This window comes from Rhizobium sp. AG207R (genome assembly GCF_027109195.1).
Lineage (GTDB): Bacteria > Pseudomonadota > Alphaproteobacteria > Rhizobiales > Rhizobiaceae > Rhizobium > Rhizobium dioscoreae.
Genome location: NZ_JAEPVT010000003.1, coordinates 513,485 through 533,607 on the forward strand (window position 1 = coordinate 513,485; position 20,123 = coordinate 533,607).

Genomic DNA, 20,123 nt, shown 5'->3' on the forward strand with positions numbered 1-20,123 from the left:
GTGAGCTCACGGCATCTGCTACTACTCCGCACAAGTACCGACTTCGCGCGCTGTGTACAGCTTAGCCGAGTATCCCATCATTTACATAGGTCCTACCCTCAAAGAGGCCAAACTCCAAGTAATGCACAAGGGGGTTGATGCCGGCAGCGGCGACATCCGGATAAAGTTTTAAATATCCCGCAGTGTCAAACTTTGCGGAGGGATCTCGCCCCTCATGCCAGCCAAATTCCAAGTAATGCTGAAATGGGTTGATTCCAGCAGCCGCTACATCCTTGTACCTCGCCAAATATGCTGAGGTGTCAAAAAATGCGTCGGGATCTCGCCCCTCATGCCAGCCGTACTGGTTATAGTGCTGCTGTGGATCAAGATGGGCGGCCGCTACATCCGCGTTATTCTGGTAGTAGAATTTTCCATTAATTAGCAGATCATTCGCCGTGACAGCACGACCCTCATACATACCGAACTTCAAATAGTGCTCAAGCGGATCAATCTTTGCTGCGGCGACATCTGGATTAATACGCAGATATTCCGCCGTGTGGAAATGGTCAGAGGGGTCACGCCCTTCCTTCCATCCGAATTGATCATAATGCTGTAGCGGGTCGATTCCGGCAGCCGCAACATCATGATATTTCGCCAAATATTCGGACGTACTAAAGAAACTGTTCGGATCACGCCCTTCCTTCCAACCATGTTGATCATAGTGTTGATCCGCATCAACGCCAGCATTGAGAACATCACGATTGTGGGTGTAATAGAACATATCATCGACCAGGCTGTCGCTTTGAACAACCGCTCTATCGGAAAACTGTAGCTTCTCAATTGAAACTAAGCTTTCCACCGCTCCGCCGCCCTTGACTATCATTGCGCGGTAGCCGTAATCGACTGTCGCCTGCGCTAGCCTGAAGTCGAATACGGCCGTGTCAAAACCAGCTCCGCCGTCCAGCCAGTCGTTACCGGTGCCACCCTTTAGTGTATTGTTTGCGTCATTGCCGATAATCGTATCATTGCCGGATCCGCCAATTGCGTTTTCGATCAATGAGCGGCTATCGCCATGATACTGCAGAGCATTATAGACATTGCCGTGCGCGAAGTTGCCATCCCCGAGGTAGGCGCTTTGTGCGGCGGACATCAATGACCAGCTGCCCGGTCGCAAATCTATAGACAGATTTGTGGTGTAGTTTGAGAAATCATAGGTGTCGTTGCCACCACCATCCCAAATGGTGAGAAAAATGCGATTGTCGCCAGGCTTTCCCTGCCCGACACCATCAATGAACATTTCACCGGTCGTGGGTGAAAAGGTATAAGTCGTGTCTCCGGAATGCGTCGCGAAATTAGCACCGTACAACTTTTGGATGGCTGCGATGTCATACATCATCAGCGACTGCGCATAACCAAAATCTTCGTTTGTATAACCAAAGCTCGGCAATGCTGCAAAATAGGACCGGTAGCTCATGACAGTGAATTCCATGCTGTCATGCCAGATACTCACCCTCGGAAAGCCCTCGAAGGAATGCTTGAGACCCAGTGCATGTCCGATCTCATGTAGAGTAGAGATCCATGCATAATTGCCCCTGATCGGATCAGTCATCGCGCTTGTGCCGGTCTGCGTGCCAAACCAAACGTCGCCACCAAGATCAGAATTCGATGGAAAATACGTATAGGCGGTATCTTGCGCCTCATCCGACATGCCAAACCGAATTGTGGCACTTCCCGCATCAGCTTTTTCGTTGAAGGAAAGATTCGAGACGGAGGCATACTGCGCCAACGCAGAATTCACCGCAGCCTGCATGGTGACGTTGAGTGGCTGAAACGTCAGCTGCTCTCCGGTGCTATAGCTTCCATACTGCGCGCCACTCGTCGGGAACGAAAAATCCAGTGAAGTTTGCGCCCAATACTGTCCATAGATCAAGGCGTCGGCATCGTCTCCAAACACCGAGACCGGATAGGTGATCGTTAGCATTCAATACGTCTCCGAGATCGTGACGCCCTAGTGGCCGTTTCACTGCGATGAATAAACGAGGAAAGGAAAATCTGCAAGCATGGGTGGCATCAGCTTTGGCACAATCCTTGATTTCAGAGCGCCATCCATTTCCACATCGTTACTGTTCTTTAAACGCACGAACCACCTGATCGGACAACGGTTTTGTCAAATAGGCTAACATCGTTCGCTGATCCGTCTGGACGAATGCCTCCACCGGCATGCCTGCTATTGGTACCATATTACCCAATCGAGCCCATTCGGCCGAAGGTATAGCAACTCTGATATCATAATAGCTTTGCCCAGTACGCTGATCCGTTGTCAGGTCGGCCCCGATACTTGTTATTCGGCCTGCCAATCCCGGCGTGGTCCGTTGATTGAAAGCCGAAAACCGAACCATCACCTCCTGCCCTACAGCCACTTGGTCGATATCCCGTGGTGATAGTTTGAGTTCCGGCGTCAATGCATCCTTGTCGGGCACAATCTGCATGATCGCCTCACCAGGCGTGACAACCGTTCCGGCAGCATGAACGACAAGCTGATGAACGATCCCTTCCTGAGGTGCGCGAATATCAACATGTTTTAGCTCATCTTCGGCAGCAACAAGCCGCTCAGAATATTCGCCGATATCACTTTCGGCCTGACGCAATTGGTCCGATATCTCCGTTCTCTGATCGTCATCGACTTGAATAATCTGTAACCGGGTTTCGGCAATTTTTCCGTTGGTTTGAGCGGCAGAGGCGACCAGGCTGCCAAGCTGGCCGGTGAGATCAGCAGCATCACGCCGTAAGCTATAGACTCGCGTCGCGGGAATGATACCCTGCTCGAGCAGTGGCTGAAGACTGGCGAGTTCGGTATTTATGATATCGATCGCCTGTCGTTTACCTTCCTGCTGAGCACCCAGCCCATCCGCCTCCTTCGAAAGCTGACGAACCCGTTCAGCCAATTGCGCCTTGCGCCCCATTTTGGATGAGCGCCGGTCTTCAAACAGCCGCCGTTCTCCATCAAGTATCGCCGCTACTTCGGCTATATCTTGTTCGTTTAGAAGGTCCTTTGGAAAGGTGATTGTTTCTTTCGCATCTCGCTCTGCCGAGAGCCGAGCTACACGCGCCGAAAGTTCCTTCAGACGCTTTAAGATGATGGCACGATTGGCACGGGCCTGCGTATCGTCAAGATGCACGAGTATTTGGCCAGCTGCAACGAGATCGCCGTTTTTGACGAACACCTGACCAACAGTACCGCCCTTTTGGTGCTGGACGGGCTTGACATAGCTGTCAACAACCAGCGTCCCAGTGGCGATAACGGCACCCTGAAGACGAATGGTGGCAGCCAATCCTCCAAGGACGCCGACAAGAAGGATAACGGCGGCGAGCGCAACCAGCGTGAGCCGGCGCACGGCGCGTTCGGCAAGCGGCGTAAGAGCGCCGTTCATTGTGCCATCTCCTCACCGCCGACAATCAGGCGGACGGGTTGAGGCCCCGGGGGTCCGGGTTGCGTCGTCCTCCTGAGAACCTCATCCTTTGGCCCGAAAGCCTGTATTTGGCCATTCGTCAACACGAGAACCTTGTCGACCGCAGCAAGCGCGCTGGGACGATGCGCAACGACGACGACAATGCCTCCACGGGCCTTGACGCTCAGTATAGCTCGCGATAGCGCCAACTCTCCATCAGCGTCGAGATTCGAATTCGGCTCGTCGAGAATGATCAGGAACGGCTCGCCATAGAGCGCGCGGGCCAGCGCAATGCGCTGCCGCTGTCCGCCCGACAGCGACGACCCTTGCTCCCCAATCTTCGTTTCAAAGCCGTTAGGAAATTGCAGGATCATGTCGTACACGCCCGCCGTCTTCGCAGCAGCAATGATCTTGTCCGAGGTCGCATCCGGATCAAACCGGGCAATGTTTTCGGCGATAGATCCGCTAAACAGTGCGACATCCTGCGGCAGGTATCCGATATGTTTGCCAAGCGCATGCGGATCCCATTGCGACAGTGCTGCTCCGTCCAAGCGAACCGCTCCTGCAACCGGTGGCCAAAGGCCGACGAGCCCCCGCGCGAGTGTGGATTTGCCGGATGCGCTGGGGCCGATCACACCAACAGCATCCCCCGCCTGGAGCTCCATGAATATATTTCGTACGATCGAGTTCTTGGACCCCGGCGCCGCAAGATGCAAATTTTCCACTTTCAACGCTTTCACCGGCTTGGGCAAAGCGACCTCGCGCCCATCGACAGACATCAGGTCGGCGAGCTTTACGAGGCGCGACCAACTATCTCTGGCGGCAACAAAGCCCTTCCACTGGCTAATTGCCAATTCCACCGGAGCCAATGCTCGGCTGAGGAGAATGGAGCTCGCAATCATGATGCCACCCGAAGCCTCCTGGCGAATGACGAGCATCGCACCCACGGCAAGGACGGCTGATTGCAGCATCATTCGCAAGATCTTCGAAATTGTCCCGAGGGTAATGGTTAGGTTTGAGAAGCGTAAATGATTGCCTAGATAGCGGCTATTGATCTCATCCCACTTCGTGCCAAGCATATGACCGAAGCCCATTGCAAGCACAGCTTCAGAGTTTCTGCGTGTTTCTTCGGCCAGCGCCATGCGCTCCGAGATTATCTTGGCTGCCTCTTTTGCCGGTTCGCGAGACATCCGTTCGGTCAGGATCGTAAGTCCGACAAGTATCAACGCGCCGGCAAGCGCCGTGACTCCGATCCAGACATGAAAAAGGAAACACAAACCGAGATAAAAAGGCATCCACGGAATATCAAATAGAGCGGTCGGTCCCGGCCCGGAAAGAAAAGAACGTACGACGTCAAGATCGCGTACGGGCTGGAGACCATCTCCTTGCATCTGCATGCGCGCGGGAAACAGGACAAGAGAATCGTAGACTGTTGTTCCAAAGCGCTCATCGACTGACAGTCCTAAACGAACCAAGAGCATTGAGCGGACCACCTCTAGAAATCCTTGGAAGGCGTAGAGGGTCGCTGCAATGATACCGAGGCCGACGAGAGTCGGCAGACTACGCGCCGGGATCACCCGGTCGTAGACCTGCAACATGAAAAACGAGCCGGTTAATGCAAGGATATTGACAAGCGCGCTGGTCGCTCCGATCCCCAGGAATGCCATTTTTAGTGATGATAGCACCGCCATCAGAAATGATCGGGGCGGCTTAATTGCGTTATCGAACACGTCTAAATTCCCCGCGCGCTGTTGCGGGCAGACCGTGAGCCACCGGACCGAGAAATTGCTGCAGCCAAACGGTCGAATAAAAACGAACTATTCGCGTCCTTGAACATAAAGGATACGTGCCCTCTCCGGTCACTGATTTATTTCAGCCCCGCTCCAACTTACTTCAACAATTGACGTGCGGAGCGTCGGGCAGCCAATCGGCTCAGAGCAAAACGAGCCACTGCGGTAATCGATGAACGTGTTATAAAACGTCGTACCGGCTGCTTCGTGCTGCATTACGGCTGATCGTTATCCTACAACAGAATCCAGTTTTCACCACTCTGTCCGATTTAGCACCAAAACTTTAAAGATTGTTGATTGCTCTAAGGGCTACCCCTAAGGTTGGCGTCGAGGATTGACTCGTTCTCAGGTATTGAGCGTGTTGGTTGTCCTGGTCAAGTTCTTTCGCGTCCGCCTCGTCGTTTCGGGCTAATTCGCTGTGATGTTCTTAGAAAAAGCTGTCCTTCCGGTTTCAAGGAAATGGCGGTGACGGGCGAAACGACCCAGCAACGCGATGGTCATCCTAACATCACCAACGATTTCATGGCGTCTGTTTCCTCGATCGTCTATTGCGTTGAGTGCGAGTGCGCAGAATTTCGATCTGGCCCTCGGTCAATCCGATCTGCCGCTGTTGTCCTTTCACTAGATGCCGGCTTTGAACCAGGCCACGTACCAAGTATTTGAAGATGGTCTGCGGCGTAATGCCAAAAGCTGCAGCAGCTTCCTAGATGGAATAGGTTTCGCCTGGCCATTGGAGGATTGGGCCGGTACCGTTGGTTGTAACCCTTGGAAATACCCCAGCGCCTACGTGGAGCCTAATATTGTTGCAACCGTTTCTGACCGAGAGCCTCCAGATAACAAAGCGAAAGATACTCTTCGCTCGAGCGCCTTAGTCGATGGGGCATGCCAAGTGCCACACAGGTTTTTCCGAGTGCCGGTAGCCCGTCATGATCTGCCTCGCTCAGGGCCAAGGGCTCGTCGGGACCGCCACCGCTCATAGTCCCGCTCAATTGTCCCGACTGCACGCAGCTTCTCTTGCCATCCGCATTCCAGCGAATGGCCAGCAACCGCTTCTCAGGCTCGACTGCATCATATTTCCGTTGTGCCCTTTCCGCCTCGTCGCACTCTCGTCCGCGCTGCGCAACCCAATGACGCTCTGGTTGACGGGCTTCCTCTTGCATCTGGCGCAATGCGGCTACAGCAATAGCGAACTCATCCGGCGTCAGCGCCTCGAATAGAATGGTTCGACGCGTGCATCTACCGCCAGAGCACGTACCTCCAGGAAATCTTTCGTAGCGCAACTCGCCTCGCGCATCGGCAAATCCATTTCTCGGCGAAGACACAGTCGGTGTTCCGCGGGTGTCAATACTTAGACATCATACCGTTCGTACTTGTTGCGAAATGGAGCCTCAAGGTCGTCTTCTATAGGGGTACGGTAGCGGCTTATAAGGGCCCACTTTGCATAGGAGAAAACTGGGCGAAAGACGGAGAGTGGCAGCGATAAGAGGGGACGCAATCGCATGAAGGCCTTCACAAAAACACGCCTTACAGGACCCGGCCTCGAATCGTCACCTAAAAGGAGGATCGACAAGATCGATGCAGCCACTAAGACGATGGCCGAAATAAGAAGGATCATTTCAATCTATCCTTGTTGTTTAATAGGCGCTTCCCGCGGCGACTGCGTTTCGAAATGCGCCTATATAAGGGCGATTGCAGACCATTTTGTAGTTCAAGTTAGTTGCGAGAGCAACTTCAACCGAAACTCACAAAAGATTTGATTAACGGTCGACGGTCACCTCTATGCCACCTGGTGACCTCCAAGGGCTCGGCGCGGACGACCATCATCAACAAGGTCGGCCAAAGATTGCGCCCGGCAACTATAGAATTACTCAAAGCTGCAACCCATCTATCCCAATTTGGCAGACTGATCATTTTTGGAGATCAGAGCCAGAATACAGCGACAATCAGGACTATACACGTAAGCACCACAGCGACGACTGCCAAGGCGCTTTTCCATTCCTGTTCGATATATGGAAGATCCTCGTCCATGGCGTCCATCTACACCTGAGCGCTGATAGGCAGTATGCCCGCAAATTCGCGCGAGTCGAGTAAATAATTCGCCTAAAACAGCCGGAAGAATAGAGAATAAGCTAGCTGCAACTTCGCTCGGTCAGGCAGAGCATTTAAAACGCCACTCCATATTTCGGCTTGGGATAGTCATCCCATCCATGTTCATAGCTGTGGCAAGGCGTTTCGCCCACGCCGATATCGTATCCGAAGCAACCCCACATCTCTTTCAGCCTGGATGCTCGAACCAGTGATCGATGTGGACGGTATCCATCAGATGTATAAGCTCTTCGGGCACCAAGTTCAGATCCCTTCCTGTGGCACCATCAAGTGAGGCCGCCATATTCTCCGTGAAGTTCCGCAATGTCTTCGTAGCGTAGATAAAGCGCGTCGCTCGCGGCGCACCGGCTGCTTCAATCACAGCCTGGAGATCGAACGCGATACTGCCCAGCAAGTTTCGGGTGAAACCTCCATGTTGCACGTTCTTGATGCTAGGTTACCGAGCAAATGGACTACCGTCAGGTCGTGTGTCACGCAGCGACCATCTAGCTCGGCTACTCGCTTTCTAAGCGTTGTTTGATACAACCGCTAGCTCCGATGTTGGCGCGGGAGCCGATCGCTATCACAGGCATAAGGCAATCATTGATGCCAATCTCCGAGACGAATGGCGAATCACTAAATTAAGGAGATTTAGAGAAATTTGGCTGGGAAACCTGGATTCGAACCAAGATTAACGGAGTCAGAGTCCGCTGTTCTACCATTGAACTATTTCCCAACAGCCGCCGGGCCGTAGAGTGCCCCTGCGGGGAAAGCAGGGCCTCTATAATCGAATTTGCCGCGGATGCAAACACTTTAACGCAGGAAAATGCGATTTTTTGACAGTCACCCTGGACCGCAATGATAGGTCACGAATTCGCCTGCTGCCAGCAGATTTTCCAAGCCGCGCTGTCCCAATGGGCCAAAGCTGCTGCCGGACGAGGGATCTCACCAGTTTCGATATCACGCGTTCGATCGCTTCACCAACGCAGCAAGCGCCTGCCGAGGAAATATCCGACAGCGGTCACTATGGCGATCGCGATAGGGTACCAGAGCAGGACGAAAAGCGGGCTGTCGTCCGTGCAGTTGGAAGCATAGAAGGTTGCGGCGATGCCACTGGCGGCAAGGCCAGCGACGGCGCCGGCGGCACCCGGCTTTTCCGGCGCCCCATGGCGTAGCGCGAAAAGGAAGCAGGCAAGCGGCCCGATCGACAGCAGAGGGATGAGCGTCAGGCAGAAGCGGGCGTTGTGGCCGATCATCCGCGCGCTCCAGCTGTCGGCCGGCATGACGGCCATTTCGAGGGCAGCAGCGGCAAGCAGCAAAATAGGCGCCAAGAGCAGCGTCCAACCCCACAGGCGCAGCGAAGCGCCCGGCCGTCCGATACGGAAGACGACGGCGCAGGCTGTTGCGGCAAGCGCGATGGTCACGACGAACTTGAACAGGAAACGGACGGTCTCCATGGCTGTATCGATATCGGCTCGAAAGCCGATCATGGCGAAGAAGATACCGCCGCTGATCAGGATGCCCGCGACGACCGCCAGGGTCAGGACTTTGCCGATCCGTATGCGGACCGGCGCGTCCTGCGCCAGAAGATTGATGAGGTCATCGGTTTTCACTGGTCTCACTCCGATACAAAGCCGCAAGCATCTTCAACGCGCGGTGCAGCGTCACGCGCACCGCCCCTTCCGTCATCTTCAGCCGGTCCGCCGTTTCCCGGACGCTGCTTCCCTCAACGGAAATCGAGCGCACGATGGTCTTCTGCGGGTCTTTCAGCCGCTCCAACATACGATCGACATCAAACCGGTCCGAGGCATCGGTATGCTCTTCCGCCTCCAGGAAATCGATCACATCATCGATCGGTACGCTCATATGCCGCCCGCGCCGTCTCAGGCTGTCGATCAACTTGTTGCGCACGATCGTCGACAGCCAGGGTCCGATCGGGCGGGATGAATCCCATGTGCCGCGCTTCAGATGGATGGCGAGCAGCACTTCCTGCACCACATCCTCGGCCTCGCTTACCGGCGCACCCAGCTGATCGCAGCGCCGGCGTGCCATGGCGCGCAGATGCGGCGCGACCGAGGTGAGGAAACGGTGATAGGCCTGCGCATCGCCGCTGATGGCCGCGCGCATCCAGACTGCCCATTCCTCTTCGCGCGCCGAATGATTCATCCGACATCTCCTCTACGCGGGACCGCAGGCTTTCGTTACCGGCAACGGCAACTATTTTTCAAGCCTTTTCGTCTCAACGGCGGGTTCTTCGCCAAATGCGCTTCTACCCACGCACTTGCCGGCCTTGCCCCACATCTGCCCGGCTATTTTCTACCGCGGCAGATAGCCGGCATACTATAAGTGACGGATCTCGAAAAAAATTCTGACGCGGCTGTAACATCCGCTCGAGGCGCTCCGTAGACCTCGATGCAAGCCAATGACGGCTCGCATCCATCTAGGAGACAGATCCATGAAGAACAGCATCCTCACCCTGGCCATTGCCGGCTCGATCGCATCGGCACTTGCATCCGTCGCCGTTCCGGCTTCGGCGGCCGATTCCAAGGAAAAATGCTATGGTGTCGCCCTCAAGGGTCAGAACGATTGCGCCGCCGGCAAGCACGATTGCGCCGGCAAGTCGACCATGAGCTACGACAAGATGTCCTTCAAGCTCGTTCCCACCGGGACCTGCACCTCGATGAAGACTCCGAAGGGCCACGGCTCGTTGACCCCGGCCTGATCCGAAAACCGGATTGATCGTCAATCATCGCTCGTAAGGAGTTTATCATGACCAAGATGTCCGCACTCGCCCTGGCCGCATCGGTCGCAACGGCGGTGACGCTGGTTGCCGGCGCAACGACAGGATCCGCCGCCGATGCAAAGGAAAAATGCTACGGTGTCGCCCTCAAGGGCCAGAACGATTGCGCAGCCGGCCCCGGCACGACTTGCGCCGGCACGTCGAAAGTCGACTATCAGCGCAACTCGTGGAAGTTGGTTCCCGCCGGAACCTGCGAGACGATCAAGACGCCGAACGGCCATGGTACCCTGATGCAGGGTCCGGCCCCGGTCTGACCCCGATCTGGCTAAACAGCGCAAACGCGTGGGCGGCGCATCCTTTACCGGCGCCGCCTGCCTCCCAAACGGAATGATTGATTACTTTGTTCTTGCGCAATTTCGGACGCGATGCCGCTGCGCAATTTTGCTGGAACTGCTCAATCCGGAGGCCCGCAATGAAACCGTCAGAACTCCCCCGTCGCGCCGGCGTCGGCTTCAAGCCGGAGCATTTCGCCGCGATCAATGACGCCACGCAGTCGATTGGCTTCTTCGAAGTCCATGCGGAAAACTATATGGGTGCTGGTGGTCCGCCACGTGCTCAACTCGGCAGGCTGCGCCAGGATTATGCCTTGTCCATCCACGGCGTCGGCCTCTCCATCGGCTCGATGCAGCCTTTGGACAGCGAGCATCTCGCTCGCCTGAAGATCGTCTGCGATTGCTACGAGCCGGAGAGCTTTTCGGAACATCTCGCCTGGTCGACCCACGACACGACCTTTCTCAACGATCTTCTGCCCCTGCCCTATACCGAAGCAACGCTGGCGCAGGTCTGCACCCATATCGATCAGGTGCAGACATCGCTCGGCCGTCAGATGCTGCTCGAGAATCCGGCTACCTACCTTCTGTTTGAAGAGAGCACGATCGAGGAAACGGAATTTCTAGCCGAGGTCGCCAGACGTACCGGCTGCGGCTTGCTGCTCGACGTCAACAATGTCTTCGTCGCCGCCACCAATCACCACATGGACGCGCGCGCCTATCTCAAGCGCTTCCCGGTGCAATGGGTGCGCGAGATCCATCTGAGCGGCCATTCGGAAACCGTCGACGATGCCGGTGCCCCGCTTTTGATCGACAGTCACGATACACCCGTGAAAGATCCCGTCTGGGCGCTCTATGAAGAGCTCATCGGCCGGATCGGTCCAGTAGCCAGCCTAGTCGAATGGGATAATGACGTGCCGGAATGGCCGGTTCTAAGGGCTGAGGCCGAAGCGGCCGATGCCATCCTCAAGCGTGCCGCGGCACGCAGAGCAGCCTGAGGAGGGATCGATGTCTCTCGCCACGCAAAGCGAATTCGCCGCAGCGCTCGTCGATCCCGCTCTCGCGGTGCCTAATGGATTGACGGCCTGGAACGGCCAACAGCCAGCACGACGTTTCAGCGTCTATCGCAACAATGTCGCCATCGGTCTGATCGGCGCGCTGGCCTCGCGCTTTCCGGCTGCCGAAAGAATCGTCGGCGGGGAATTCTTCGCCGCCATGGCGCATGAATTCATCAGGCTGCATCCGCCGCGCTCGCCGCTGTTGCTCGCCTATGGCGATGATTTCCCCGACTTCGCCGAGAGTTTCGAACCGGCGCAGGAAATCCCCTATCTGCCCGATGTCATGCGACTGGAGGCGCTTCGGGGGCGGGCTTATCATGCGGCCGATGCCGTGCCGCTCGATGCGGCGCTCGTGGCGACCATCGAGCCGGCAGGTCTGGCGGAACTGGCTTTCGTGCCGCATCCTTCCGCCTCGGTCACACGTTCCGCCTATCCAACCGTCACCATCTGGGCGATGAACACCGGCGAGATCGAACTCGAAGATATTAGCGATTGGACGGGCGAGGATGCCCTCGTCATTCGCCCGCAGATGATCGTCGAGGTGCATCGCCTGCCGCCGGGTGGCGCAACCTTTCTGGAAGAGCTGTTTTCCGGCGCCGCTCTTGGCCGGGCTTATGAGACGGCTCTCGCTGAAGCCGCCAATTTCGATCTTTCCGCCAACCTCGCCGGCGCGTTCACGGCAGGCGCCTTCATGGCCATTCGCTGAACGCCAGGGAGAACCAAAATGCAGAACCAGATGATGACGGCCGCTCCGGCCGAACGAGAAACCGCGGCCCAAAGGCTCTATGGCGCCCTAAAGCTTCTCGACCATATCCCGCACGACCTGATCGCACTTATCGCGCGGCTATCTATCGCCGCCGTCTTCTGGCAATCCGGTCAGACTAAGGTGGATGGCTGGCACGTGACCGACAATGCCGTCTATCTCTTCCAGACGGAATACAAGCTACCGCTGGTCGACCCCTGGATCGCCGCCCATATTGCCGCTTTCAGTGAGCATTTCTTCCCATTTCTGCTCGTCATCGGATTTGCGAGCCGGCTCTCGGCGCTGGCGCTGCTTGGCATGACGCTGGTCATCGAGATCTTCGTCTATCCCGATGCCTGGCCGACGCATGGCACATGGGCAACCTGCTTTCTGGTGATCATCGCAGGTGGGCCTGGGCGTATCGCGCTCGACCACCTGATTGTCAGGCGGTTCACGCGCTGAGCCTGAGATCGGTAGACGGGAGCGCCAGTACGAGCGGCGCTCCATGATGCCTGCTAAATGCGCGTTTTATTCCGCGCATGTCGTTGTCTGAAAACCAATGCATACTTCTGCGCGAGATGCCTTAACGCAGGACGGGTTCTCCGTGGAAGCGGCGACGCGACGGTTTCGAGACCCCGAAGCCCACCTCCATCATCAGCCGCGGCTTTTGCGTCGGAACGGTGCCCATATGGAAACCGAAGGGATCTTCGACAAAGCCGAAGCCAGCTTTGCCAGTCAGCGTCAGCGCATTCGCCTCGCCATAATACTCGAGCACCTCGTTAGCCGGATGCCCAACAAGCAAGGTCAGCTGATGGCGGACCCGGCGGCGGCGATGACTTCCCTTGACGAAGACATGCGGGCCGGTGCCCTCATCAACATCGACGAGATTGAAGAAGAATTTCAGCATCCGCCAATCGTCGAGATCGAAGTGGTATTTGTCGAGCGAAGCGAGGCTCCGGTCGGCTTCGGAAGCCTGGGTCGGGAAGCTCCACCAGATGCGGGTGGTGATCACCTTGGCCTGACCGCCGAGATATTGGCGGGCGACGTCGATCAGCAGCGGATCGCGCTGGACCGCCATGACCGCTTCGCAATCGAGCGAGCGCTCGAAGAAGTGTCCGCTCAGAATCGGCCGCCCAAAACGAGCCTCCGCTTCCTTATGTTCGCCTGCGACGAATTCAAGCTTCCTGTCGAAATTGCCAAAGCAGGCGGTGTTGGAAGCGAATTCTGCGATTTCTCGATGAATATGATCCGGCAGCATCAGGCTCGGATAGATGCCATCGGTCCGCAGAGCGTTGACGACGGCGCTGCGCTCAGTGCCGGCAAACATCGAAGTGCCGGAAACCGGAAGTCTGACGGGCTGCTTGGTGGCCAGCCAATGGATGCGCCGAAACGGCAGGGTCCTGGCTAGCAGGAACATGGGCAACCAGGCCGGATTTTCTTTGAGATCGGTCAGGTAAGTCGGTATCCTGACAGCCATACGCTTGAAACGGCCGCCCTGCCGGGCGACGGACTCCAAGTCATTTGCCGGGGAATTGTGCATAGTTATCCTTTCTGCACATGTGCAAAACCCGTGGCAACAGGCCCAACTCCCGTTGATGTAATCATTTGAAACTTCGATATTTATTCGCGATCGCGAATATCTGCTGCATCGCCGCAAATAGAGGTGGGACGATCTTGGTCAAGAGGCCGAGAAGCCAAAACCTGAATGAAGCGGTGGAAATTCTCGCAGAAACACGTGAGGCTTTTGAAAACATTTGCGAAATCGCCCGGAACGGTTGTTTTTGAGGGCCCCGGTCGGGTCCGGCGCAGCGGATCGCAAGGAAGGCCGTCGCATTTGCCGTTGCTTAGGATAATGGCGCTAGAAATTTGTAGGATCGATTGGAAGAGTAAAATTGCAGACGGAAGATGGCGGCATGTATCTGTCGCTATATTCCCTGTCTTCTAACAGTCATATTCCTGTTCGCATTATTGGCTAAATGAGCGAGAAAACGTCAAAGAAGGCCCCTTAGATGACAGAAACGAAGACCTTTGAGCCGGCGGAAGGCATCGTCGATTTCGACGCGGGTGAGGGCGAAAGCCCAACCGTGGTGGAGATGGACGATTATACCAAAAGCCTTGCCCAGGCGAAGGCCAAGTCCGTCAAGCTGGTCGACGCCATCACCGGCCAGGTGCTCAAGAAAAAAGATGCCGTGCATGTCGATGACCTCCGCCCGTCGCTCGCGGATTTCATGCGGCTGAAACATCCGGAGCTTCGTGCCGACGATTATATCAGCCGCAAGGTCATGGACGATTATCGCGCTCAATATATCGCCGAGCTGCTGACGGTGGAGCGCGGCGAGCTTTCCAACCTCGAGGACGAGGTCGTCGAAAGCCTGAAGACACATGACACGCTGGCGGAAAACATCGAAGAGGACTATGAGGACCACCGCTCGATCGGCGACCGCATGGCCGATGGCGTCGCGTCCTTCGGCGGCAGTTGGACCTTCATCATCTCCTTCTGTCTGTTTCTCGCCGTCTGGATGGGCATCAATCTAGCCATGGGCGAAAAGCAGGCCTTCGATGCCTATCCGTTTATCCTGCTGAACCTCGTTCTGTCGACCATCGCGGCACTCCAGGCGCCGATCATCATGATGAGCCAGCGCCGCCAGGAAGAAAAGGACCGCCTGCGTGCCCTCAACGACTACAAGGTCAACCTAAAAGCCGAACTGGAAATCCGTCACCTGCATGAAAAGGTCGACCACCTCCTCAATCGCCAGTGGGAGCGCTTGACCGAAATCCAGCAGATCCAGATCGAGATGATGCTGGAACAGGCCAAGGCGGCGACGCGGGCGATCAAGGCCAATAAGGCAGCGAAGGTGAAGACCAGTGCGCTGAAGAGCCTCTTTACCAAGGTCAAGGATTCCGATCCGGACGATTCCGTCAACTGACATGGGCAAGCGGCTGCCATTACCGGCGTGCCTGCATAGACACGCCTGCATAGACAGGATTGTTCCCTTGCCAATTCACTTAGCTCGCCAGTGTGCCGCTCACCGCGGCTCCCCTTGCCGGTCCTTTTGTCGATCTGCCCGCTGGCGGTTTGCGAAGAGAACCGGCACGTATAGGAGATAGAGCGAAGCACCAAGTACCCAGACCAGTCCGGGAAAGACATGCCTCGAGGCGAAGTAGATCTCGCTGATCGCCAGAGGCGCGATCATCGATGCGAGGCTGGTCAGGCTGGTCAGCACACCTTGCAAACGCCCCTGTTCGTCCGGACCCACGCGCTTGGTCATCAACGACAGCAGCGCCGGCTGGCCGACCCCGCCGAGGCAGAAGAGCGGAAACAGAGAAAAGACGAGAAATCCCCGCGTGACGAAAGCGATGGCGACATAAGCCGCGCCGTCGCAGACAATCGCGACCATCAGCGCGCAGCGTTCGCCCCAGCGCTCACTCAAGGGACCGGCGACAAAAGCCTGGGCGAGCGCATGGAACAGGCCGAAACCAGCGAGAGACAGGCCGACGGTCGCCGTATCCCAGCCGAACTTGTCCTGACCATAAAGCACCCAGACGGTGCCGCCGACCTCGCCGACAACGGCAATGAGGAGGGACGTGAAGAGCAGCGGCACTAGCGCTGGAAACGCACCGATCCAGCGCAGCGCCGCCAGCGGATGAAAGGCCGCCGGATCAATCCGCTCGGGCTTTGCCGTTCTTGTCTCGGGCAGCACGACAAGCGCAACGACGAAATTCATCATCACCAGAATCGCGGCCGCGACGAAAGGAGCACGTAACGAAATCGTCCCGAGTAATCCTCCGATGACAGGCCCCAGGATGAAGCCGATGCCGAAACAGGCACTGAGAAGCCCGAAAGCGCGCGTCCGGCGCTGCTCCGGCGTGATGTCGGCGAGGCAGGCACTCGCAACCGCGGCATTCGCTGCGGTCAGGCCGGCGATGGCACGGCCAAGGAACAGCCACCAGAAGCCTGGCGCCCATGCCATGAAGGCGTAGTCGATCATGCCACCCGCCAACGAAGCGAGTAGCACGGGTCGACGGCCGTAACGATCGCTCAGCGTCCCGAGAATCGGAGAGGCGAGGAACTGCAATGCCGCATAGAGCGACAGGAAAGCGCCGTAGCGCCAACCGAGTTCGGGCGAATGCGCCACGCTCAGCAGAAGCTCCGGCAGGATTGGCATAACAAGGCCGGTGCCGGCGGCATCGAGAACGACGACCGCCAAGATAGTCAAAAGCATCTTGTTCATAGCGAAAACTTATCATTGATAAGGAACTTTATCGCCGATAAATTATACGAGAGAGACTGTCAATCGGAGAGACGATGAAAATCGATCGAAGCCAGATCGTCGATGCGGCGCTGACCATTCTGAACGAAGTCGGCATCGACGGCCTGTCGACGCGGCTGATCGCCCAGCGCCTCGGCGTGCAGCAGCCTGCGCTCTATTGGCATTTCAAGGGCAAGCAGGCCCTTCTTGCGGCTATGAATGCCGAGATGCTGAGGCGAAATCACTCCCGAAACATGCCCCTTGCCGGAGAGACCTGGCAGGAATTCCTGCGCGCCAATGCCCGCAGCTTTCGCTCGGCCCTGCTGGCTTGGCGCGACGGCGCTCGCGTTCATGCGGGAACCGAGGTCGATGCTCCGCACCTCGATGCAATCGAAGCGCAGCTCGAATGCCTGTATGCCGCCGGTTTTGATCCCGAGAAGGCTCTGGGGCTACAGATCGCGATCAGTCGCTACGTGGTGGGGTGCGTGCTTGAGGAGCAGGCGGACGAAGCCACCTCCAGGGATGGGTCGGCAATTGATGCCGTCGCCGAAAGCCATCCGAACCTTGCCAAAGCTTTGGCGGTCTATCGTGCCAAAGGCCATGAAGCCTTGTTCGAAACCGGTCTCGACCTGCTGATCGGCGGGGCCGATGCGGGCAAATAGATACCCGCTCGCCCCGGGGCCGTTCCGGCCGAAAATGGGTCATCTCTCGGCCTGAAAGTGCAGCCGAGATCCGGCCCCATGCCGAAATACTGTCGAAACACGTAAAACAGCGGGTTTCATCTGCTGGTGTCGATATGATGGGTGCAGGCGAGACGATATGCGCGTTCGGCGGCCTTACCCGCTCTTGAATGGAGCTAACATCCAGTCAGCCGAAGCTACGTCACCTACCTTGCTACAAGTACTGAATTGTTTCAGGCATGCTTCGATGCGTGGGGGCAACGACCTGCGATCACGATCGATCGTCGCGATGTGCGAACCGGCCTTGCAGCAGTTCTTCGCAACACGCTGCTTGCCTTGAGGTCCGTTCTCGACAATGGTTCTTGCGGAAATGAGTAAGGAACGCCACCAGGTTCCTTACTGGGGGCAGCTTGCGCATCGAAAACATGAAGCTGACATTACGCGAAGTCAACAACGATGGAATTAAGTTTTTCTCCGGCCTCTCAATCAGAAGACGCTGACGATTTAGCCAGAGAATGCCAGCGTCGCTTGCAGCCCATCATCAGCGAAGTCGTTCGAACTGCGGTTACAGCTGGATGGAGCGAGAGCGCTGTTCTTCTGGCGACGGTTGACGTTGCCTGGGCCCTCTATGAAGGATGCCGAAGCGAATCCGATAGTCATTGATAGCGGAGCAAAGTGCGCGACAGCGCTGCCGCCATCGCTGTGCCAACGGGTGCCGCGGAAGCTGTGGAAGAGAGGCCTGGCTACAAGGATGTTGATTTTTCCCATGTCTGGGAGGAATGGCAGGCCCTTCGCCGGCAGTTCGATCAATCTAAGCCGTGACGAGCCAAAGCGTACGATTTCGCCCCAGCCATCAATTGGAACACCAATCCCGATTTTTGGCACGCGCCCATATCTACCGGCGATTCATCGGGATGATCCGTCTCAATTATCGTGACGGCAATGCCACCGGCACGATCATGACGCCGAAGACGGCGACATGATCGACCTCCCGAGGCGGCTGAGTAACGCCAGCTGTTGCAGGCCGCAGCTTCTCCCCACTGCGGCAGGGGCCTTCTGTGAACTTTAGTTCACATTTAGTTTGCCTTTCTTTGGCGCGTGAATTATAGTTCACAGATGATCGAAGTCCGCCAAACCACCGTTTTTTCAGAATGGCTCAAGGCTCTCCGAGACAGAAATGCCGCTTCGCGCATTGCCGTCAGAATCCGGCGTCTTGAGCTCGGCAATCCCGGCGATATCAAAGCAGTGGGTGATGGTGTGAGTGAAATGCGGATCGATTACGGACCAGGATATCGTTTGTATTTGACTTATACGGGCCGCACCTTGGTCATTCTTTTATGTGGCGGCGACAAGTCCTCGCAGACGCGCGATATTGCCCAGGCGAAGAAAATGGCGAAGGAGATCTGACATGGTGCTAGAAACGACCCGCTTTGATGTTCTGGATTACCTGAAAACGCCGGAGGAACGCTTCGCTTATATCGAAGCTGCTTTTGAGGATGGCGACCCCTCGCTGATTGCTCATGCGCTTGGCGATGTTGCTCGTTCCATCGGCATGAGTGCTGTTGCCAAGGAAGCAGGTGTAACGCGGGAAGCGCTCTATAAAGCCCTGAGTGAGCACGGTGATCCGAAGCTTTCGACGCTGATCGGTGTCGCCAGAGCGCTCGGCGTGAAACTCTCCGTGTCGCCCACCTCGTCGGACGAGCCCTCGAAGGCGGCTTGATTACGAGGTGGCGTGAAGATTTCCTTCGTCGCTGTCTCATAAGGCTGAAGCCGCATCCTATGCCGAGACTTGGGCCATCGGCGCGGCTTGCCTCCCCTCCCTCATCCGCCTTGCCGTTTCCACGGCGGACGAGGGCAAGGGGCGTTTGCTGGCTGCCGAGGCAGATGAGGACAGCGATTACCATGCAAGGAACATGATCAATGTCCCCGAGGCAGCTGAGTAATCAGCCGTCGACAGTCGTAGTGTCTCCCCGCTGCGGCCGCTTGCTTTCTTCGTATCTTGCCCGTTGTTCAGCCCGTGGAGCGCGGTCTCCTGTTCGTTGCTGGGCGGATCTTCTTCCAATCCAAACCAGCCAGAAGTGCCATGAGCTGAGCATGGTCGAGGCGGATACGCGCCGTCGCTGCCGGCCGGCAAAAGCCCTTCTCCTCGAGAATTTTCGAATAAAGGCAGACCCCGCTGCCATCCCACCAAACGATCCGAACACGGTCCGCAGTTTCGACAGGAAGACATAAAGCGCGCCGTTGAACGGGTCGAGGCCACCATCTCTGACCAGAGCCATCAATGATGTCGCACCTTTGCGGAAGTCGACAGGCTGGCACGACACATAAACAATAACACCAGACGCGATCATGCCTGACGAACCGCCCGCAAAATCTTCACCAGACGTTCAGTCGCAAGATCGCCGCCTACGCGCACTACAGCATCACCGATGACAATCTCAACCGCAGAACCGGCGACCGCCTCGACCTGTGCAAACCGAACCTGTGTATCAACTGACTTCGAGAGAGGAGCAATCGATCCCGAGGCGATTGCTTTGCGACGCCAATCGTAAAGCTGAGAGGATCCAGACCCGCTCCACGGGCAATCGCTGATACAGTCGCCCCCGGCTCCAGAGTTGCGGCAACCAAACGGGCCTTCTCATCACCCGGCCAGTCTCTCGGCTTGCGGCGCGTCACGATTGGTGTCGCCGTCAAAACCTCGAAGGCTCGGGTCTGATTCACCGTATCACTCATAGGGCTCTCCGCATGACTCATGCAGAAAATGAGCGTTCTGTCCCTCCAGCGCTACGTGGGATGGCCTAGCCGCTTACGAACAATTGGTAATTGGCGCCACATCACTCAGGAAAGCTGGACACGTTGCGCCGAGATTCTGTCTACAGCCGTAGCTTGTTGGGCTGGATTTCGCCGTTCCCGATCACACGACCCTGAGCCGTCGGACGAGATTGAAAATCCGCCAAGTGTAGCAGGACAGGGTCACGTCATATATGTCGCATTAGGATCAAGCTTTTCGAACGCGCCATT

General features: G+C 56.6%; 17 protein-coding genes, 1 tRNA gene and 1 pseudogene. 9 read left to right on the top strand and 10 right to left on the bottom strand.

The genetic code is table 11. The features are described 5' to 3' along the window. Positions 1–61: 61 nt before the first annotated feature. The 7 genes from JJQ51_RS09910 to JJQ51_RS09940 form a co-directional block, all read right to left on the bottom strand. The gene (locus JJQ51_RS09910; RefSeq protein ID WP_269244655.1) at positions 62–1,960 is read right to left on the bottom strand and encodes a M10 family metallopeptidase; all 1,899 of its coding nucleotides are present in this window, start codon (positions 1,958–1,960) and stop codon (positions 62–64) included. A 139-nt stretch (positions 1,961–2,099) separates the two neighbouring features. After that, a complete protein-coding gene (locus JJQ51_RS09915; protein WP_152094742.1) occupies positions 2,100–3,410 on the bottom strand; it encodes an HlyD family type I secretion periplasmic adaptor subunit in 1,311 nt (436 codons plus the stop codon). Continuing rightward, positions 3,407–5,119 (bottom strand): type I secretion system permease/ATPase, encoded by a 1,713-nt coding sequence (locus JJQ51_RS09920; protein WP_152095828.1) that lies wholly within the window; start codon positions 5,117–5,119, stop codon positions 3,407–3,409. The genes JJQ51_RS09915 and JJQ51_RS09920 overlap by 4 nt, the downstream gene beginning before the upstream one ends. A 2,374-nt stretch (positions 5,120–7,493) precedes the next feature. Beyond that, the gene (locus tag JJQ51_RS09925) at positions 7,494–7,718 is read right to left on the bottom strand and encodes a hypothetical protein (RefSeq protein WP_269244656.1); all 225 of its coding nucleotides are present in this window, start codon (positions 7,716–7,718) and stop codon (positions 7,494–7,496) included. A gap of 247 nt (positions 7,719–7,965) precedes the next feature. Next, positions 7,966–8,039: transfer RNA gene (locus tag JJQ51_RS09930), tRNA-Gln, on the bottom strand. 241 nt (positions 8,040–8,280) lie between these two features. Then, on the bottom strand, positions 8,281–8,916 hold the full coding sequence (locus tag JJQ51_RS09935; protein ID WP_269244657.1) for an NrsF family protein: 636 nt from the start codon (positions 8,914–8,916) through the stop codon (positions 8,281–8,283). Further along, positions 8,903–9,469, bottom strand: a complete 567-nt coding sequence (locus tag JJQ51_RS09940) for a sigma-70 family RNA polymerase sigma factor (protein WP_269244658.1) — start codon at positions 9,467–9,469, stop codon at positions 8,903–8,905. The genes JJQ51_RS09935 and JJQ51_RS09940 overlap by 14 nt, the downstream gene beginning before the upstream one ends. A 289-nt stretch (positions 9,470–9,758) precedes the next feature. Here JJQ51_RS09940 and JJQ51_RS09945 point away from each other — a divergent pair, with 289 nt between their 5' ends. From JJQ51_RS09945 to JJQ51_RS09965, 5 genes are all read left to right on the top strand, one after another. Further along, the gene (locus JJQ51_RS09945; RefSeq protein ID WP_113331357.1) at positions 9,759–10,025 is read left to right on the top strand and encodes a BufA1 family periplasmic bufferin-type metallophore; all 267 of its coding nucleotides are present in this window, start codon (positions 9,759–9,761) and stop codon (positions 10,023–10,025) included. Positions 10,026–10,072: 47 nt separating this feature from the next. Then, positions 10,073–10,357 carry a BufA1 family periplasmic bufferin-type metallophore gene (locus JJQ51_RS09950; protein ID WP_269244659.1) on the top strand — a complete coding sequence of 95 codons (285 nt, stop codon included), beginning with the start codon at positions 10,073–10,075 and terminating at the stop codon, positions 10,355–10,357. Between the two features lie 158 nt (positions 10,358–10,515). After that, positions 10,516–11,370 (top strand): MNIO family bufferin maturase, encoded by an 855-nt coding sequence (gene bufB / locus JJQ51_RS09955; RefSeq protein WP_269244660.1) that lies wholly within the window; start codon positions 10,516–10,518, stop codon positions 11,368–11,370. 10 nt (positions 11,371–11,380) lie between these two features. Further along, complete coding sequence (locus JJQ51_RS09960) at positions 11,381–12,136, top strand: HvfC/BufC N-terminal domain-containing protein (protein WP_269244661.1); 756 nt, start codon at positions 11,381–11,383, stop codon at positions 12,134–12,136. Positions 12,137–12,154: 18 nt separating this feature from the next. Then, positions 12,155–12,634 carry a DoxX family protein gene (locus JJQ51_RS09965; RefSeq protein WP_269244662.1) on the top strand — a complete coding sequence of 160 codons (480 nt, stop codon included), beginning with the start codon at positions 12,155–12,157 and terminating at the stop codon, positions 12,632–12,634. Positions 12,635–12,755: 121 nt separating this feature from the next. Here JJQ51_RS09965 and JJQ51_RS09970 read toward each other — a convergent pair whose 3' ends face one another. Beyond that, positions 12,756–13,712 (bottom strand): hypothetical protein, encoded by a 957-nt coding sequence (locus tag JJQ51_RS09970; RefSeq protein ID WP_269244663.1) that lies wholly within the window; start codon positions 13,710–13,712, stop codon positions 12,756–12,758. A 469-nt stretch (positions 13,713–14,181) separates the two neighbouring features. Between JJQ51_RS09970 and JJQ51_RS09975 the strand changes: the two genes are divergently transcribed. After that, the gene (locus tag JJQ51_RS09975; RefSeq protein WP_113367129.1) at positions 14,182–15,099 is read left to right on the top strand and encodes a DUF1003 domain-containing protein; all 918 of its coding nucleotides are present in this window, start codon (positions 14,182–14,184) and stop codon (positions 15,097–15,099) included. A 99-nt stretch (positions 15,100–15,198) separates the two neighbouring features. On the opposite strand, the gene JJQ51_RS09980 is transcribed toward JJQ51_RS09975, so the two are convergent. Then, on the bottom strand, positions 15,199–16,404 hold the full coding sequence (locus JJQ51_RS09980) for a TCR/Tet family MFS transporter (RefSeq protein WP_269244664.1): 1,206 nt from the start codon (positions 16,402–16,404) through the stop codon (positions 15,199–15,201). 74 nt (positions 16,405–16,478) lie between these two features. Here JJQ51_RS09980 and JJQ51_RS09985 point away from each other — a divergent pair, with 74 nt between their 5' ends. The 3 genes from JJQ51_RS09985 (at position 16,479) to JJQ51_RS09995 (ending at position 18,822) form a co-directional block, all read left to right on the top strand. Continuing rightward, positions 16,479–17,084, top strand: a complete 606-nt coding sequence (locus JJQ51_RS09985; protein ID WP_269244665.1) for a TetR/AcrR family transcriptional regulator C-terminal domain-containing protein — start codon at positions 16,479–16,481, stop codon at positions 17,082–17,084. A 1,134-nt stretch (positions 17,085–18,218) separates the two neighbouring features. Then, on the top strand, positions 18,219–18,509 hold the full coding sequence (locus tag JJQ51_RS09990) for a type II toxin-antitoxin system RelE/ParE family toxin (protein ID WP_112420575.1): 291 nt from the start codon (positions 18,219–18,221) through the stop codon (positions 18,507–18,509). 1 nt (position 18,510) lies between these two features. After that, entirely contained in the window at positions 18,511–18,822 is a 312-nt protein-coding gene (locus tag JJQ51_RS09995) for an addiction module antidote protein (protein ID WP_113367134.1), read from the top strand. Positions 18,823–19,112: 290 nt separating this feature from the next. Here JJQ51_RS09995 and tnpB read toward each other — a convergent pair. Then, a pseudogene (gene tnpB / locus JJQ51_RS32905) lies at positions 19,113–19,453 on the bottom strand (IS66 family insertion sequence element accessory protein TnpB). Positions 19,454–20,123: the final 670 nt, after the last annotated feature.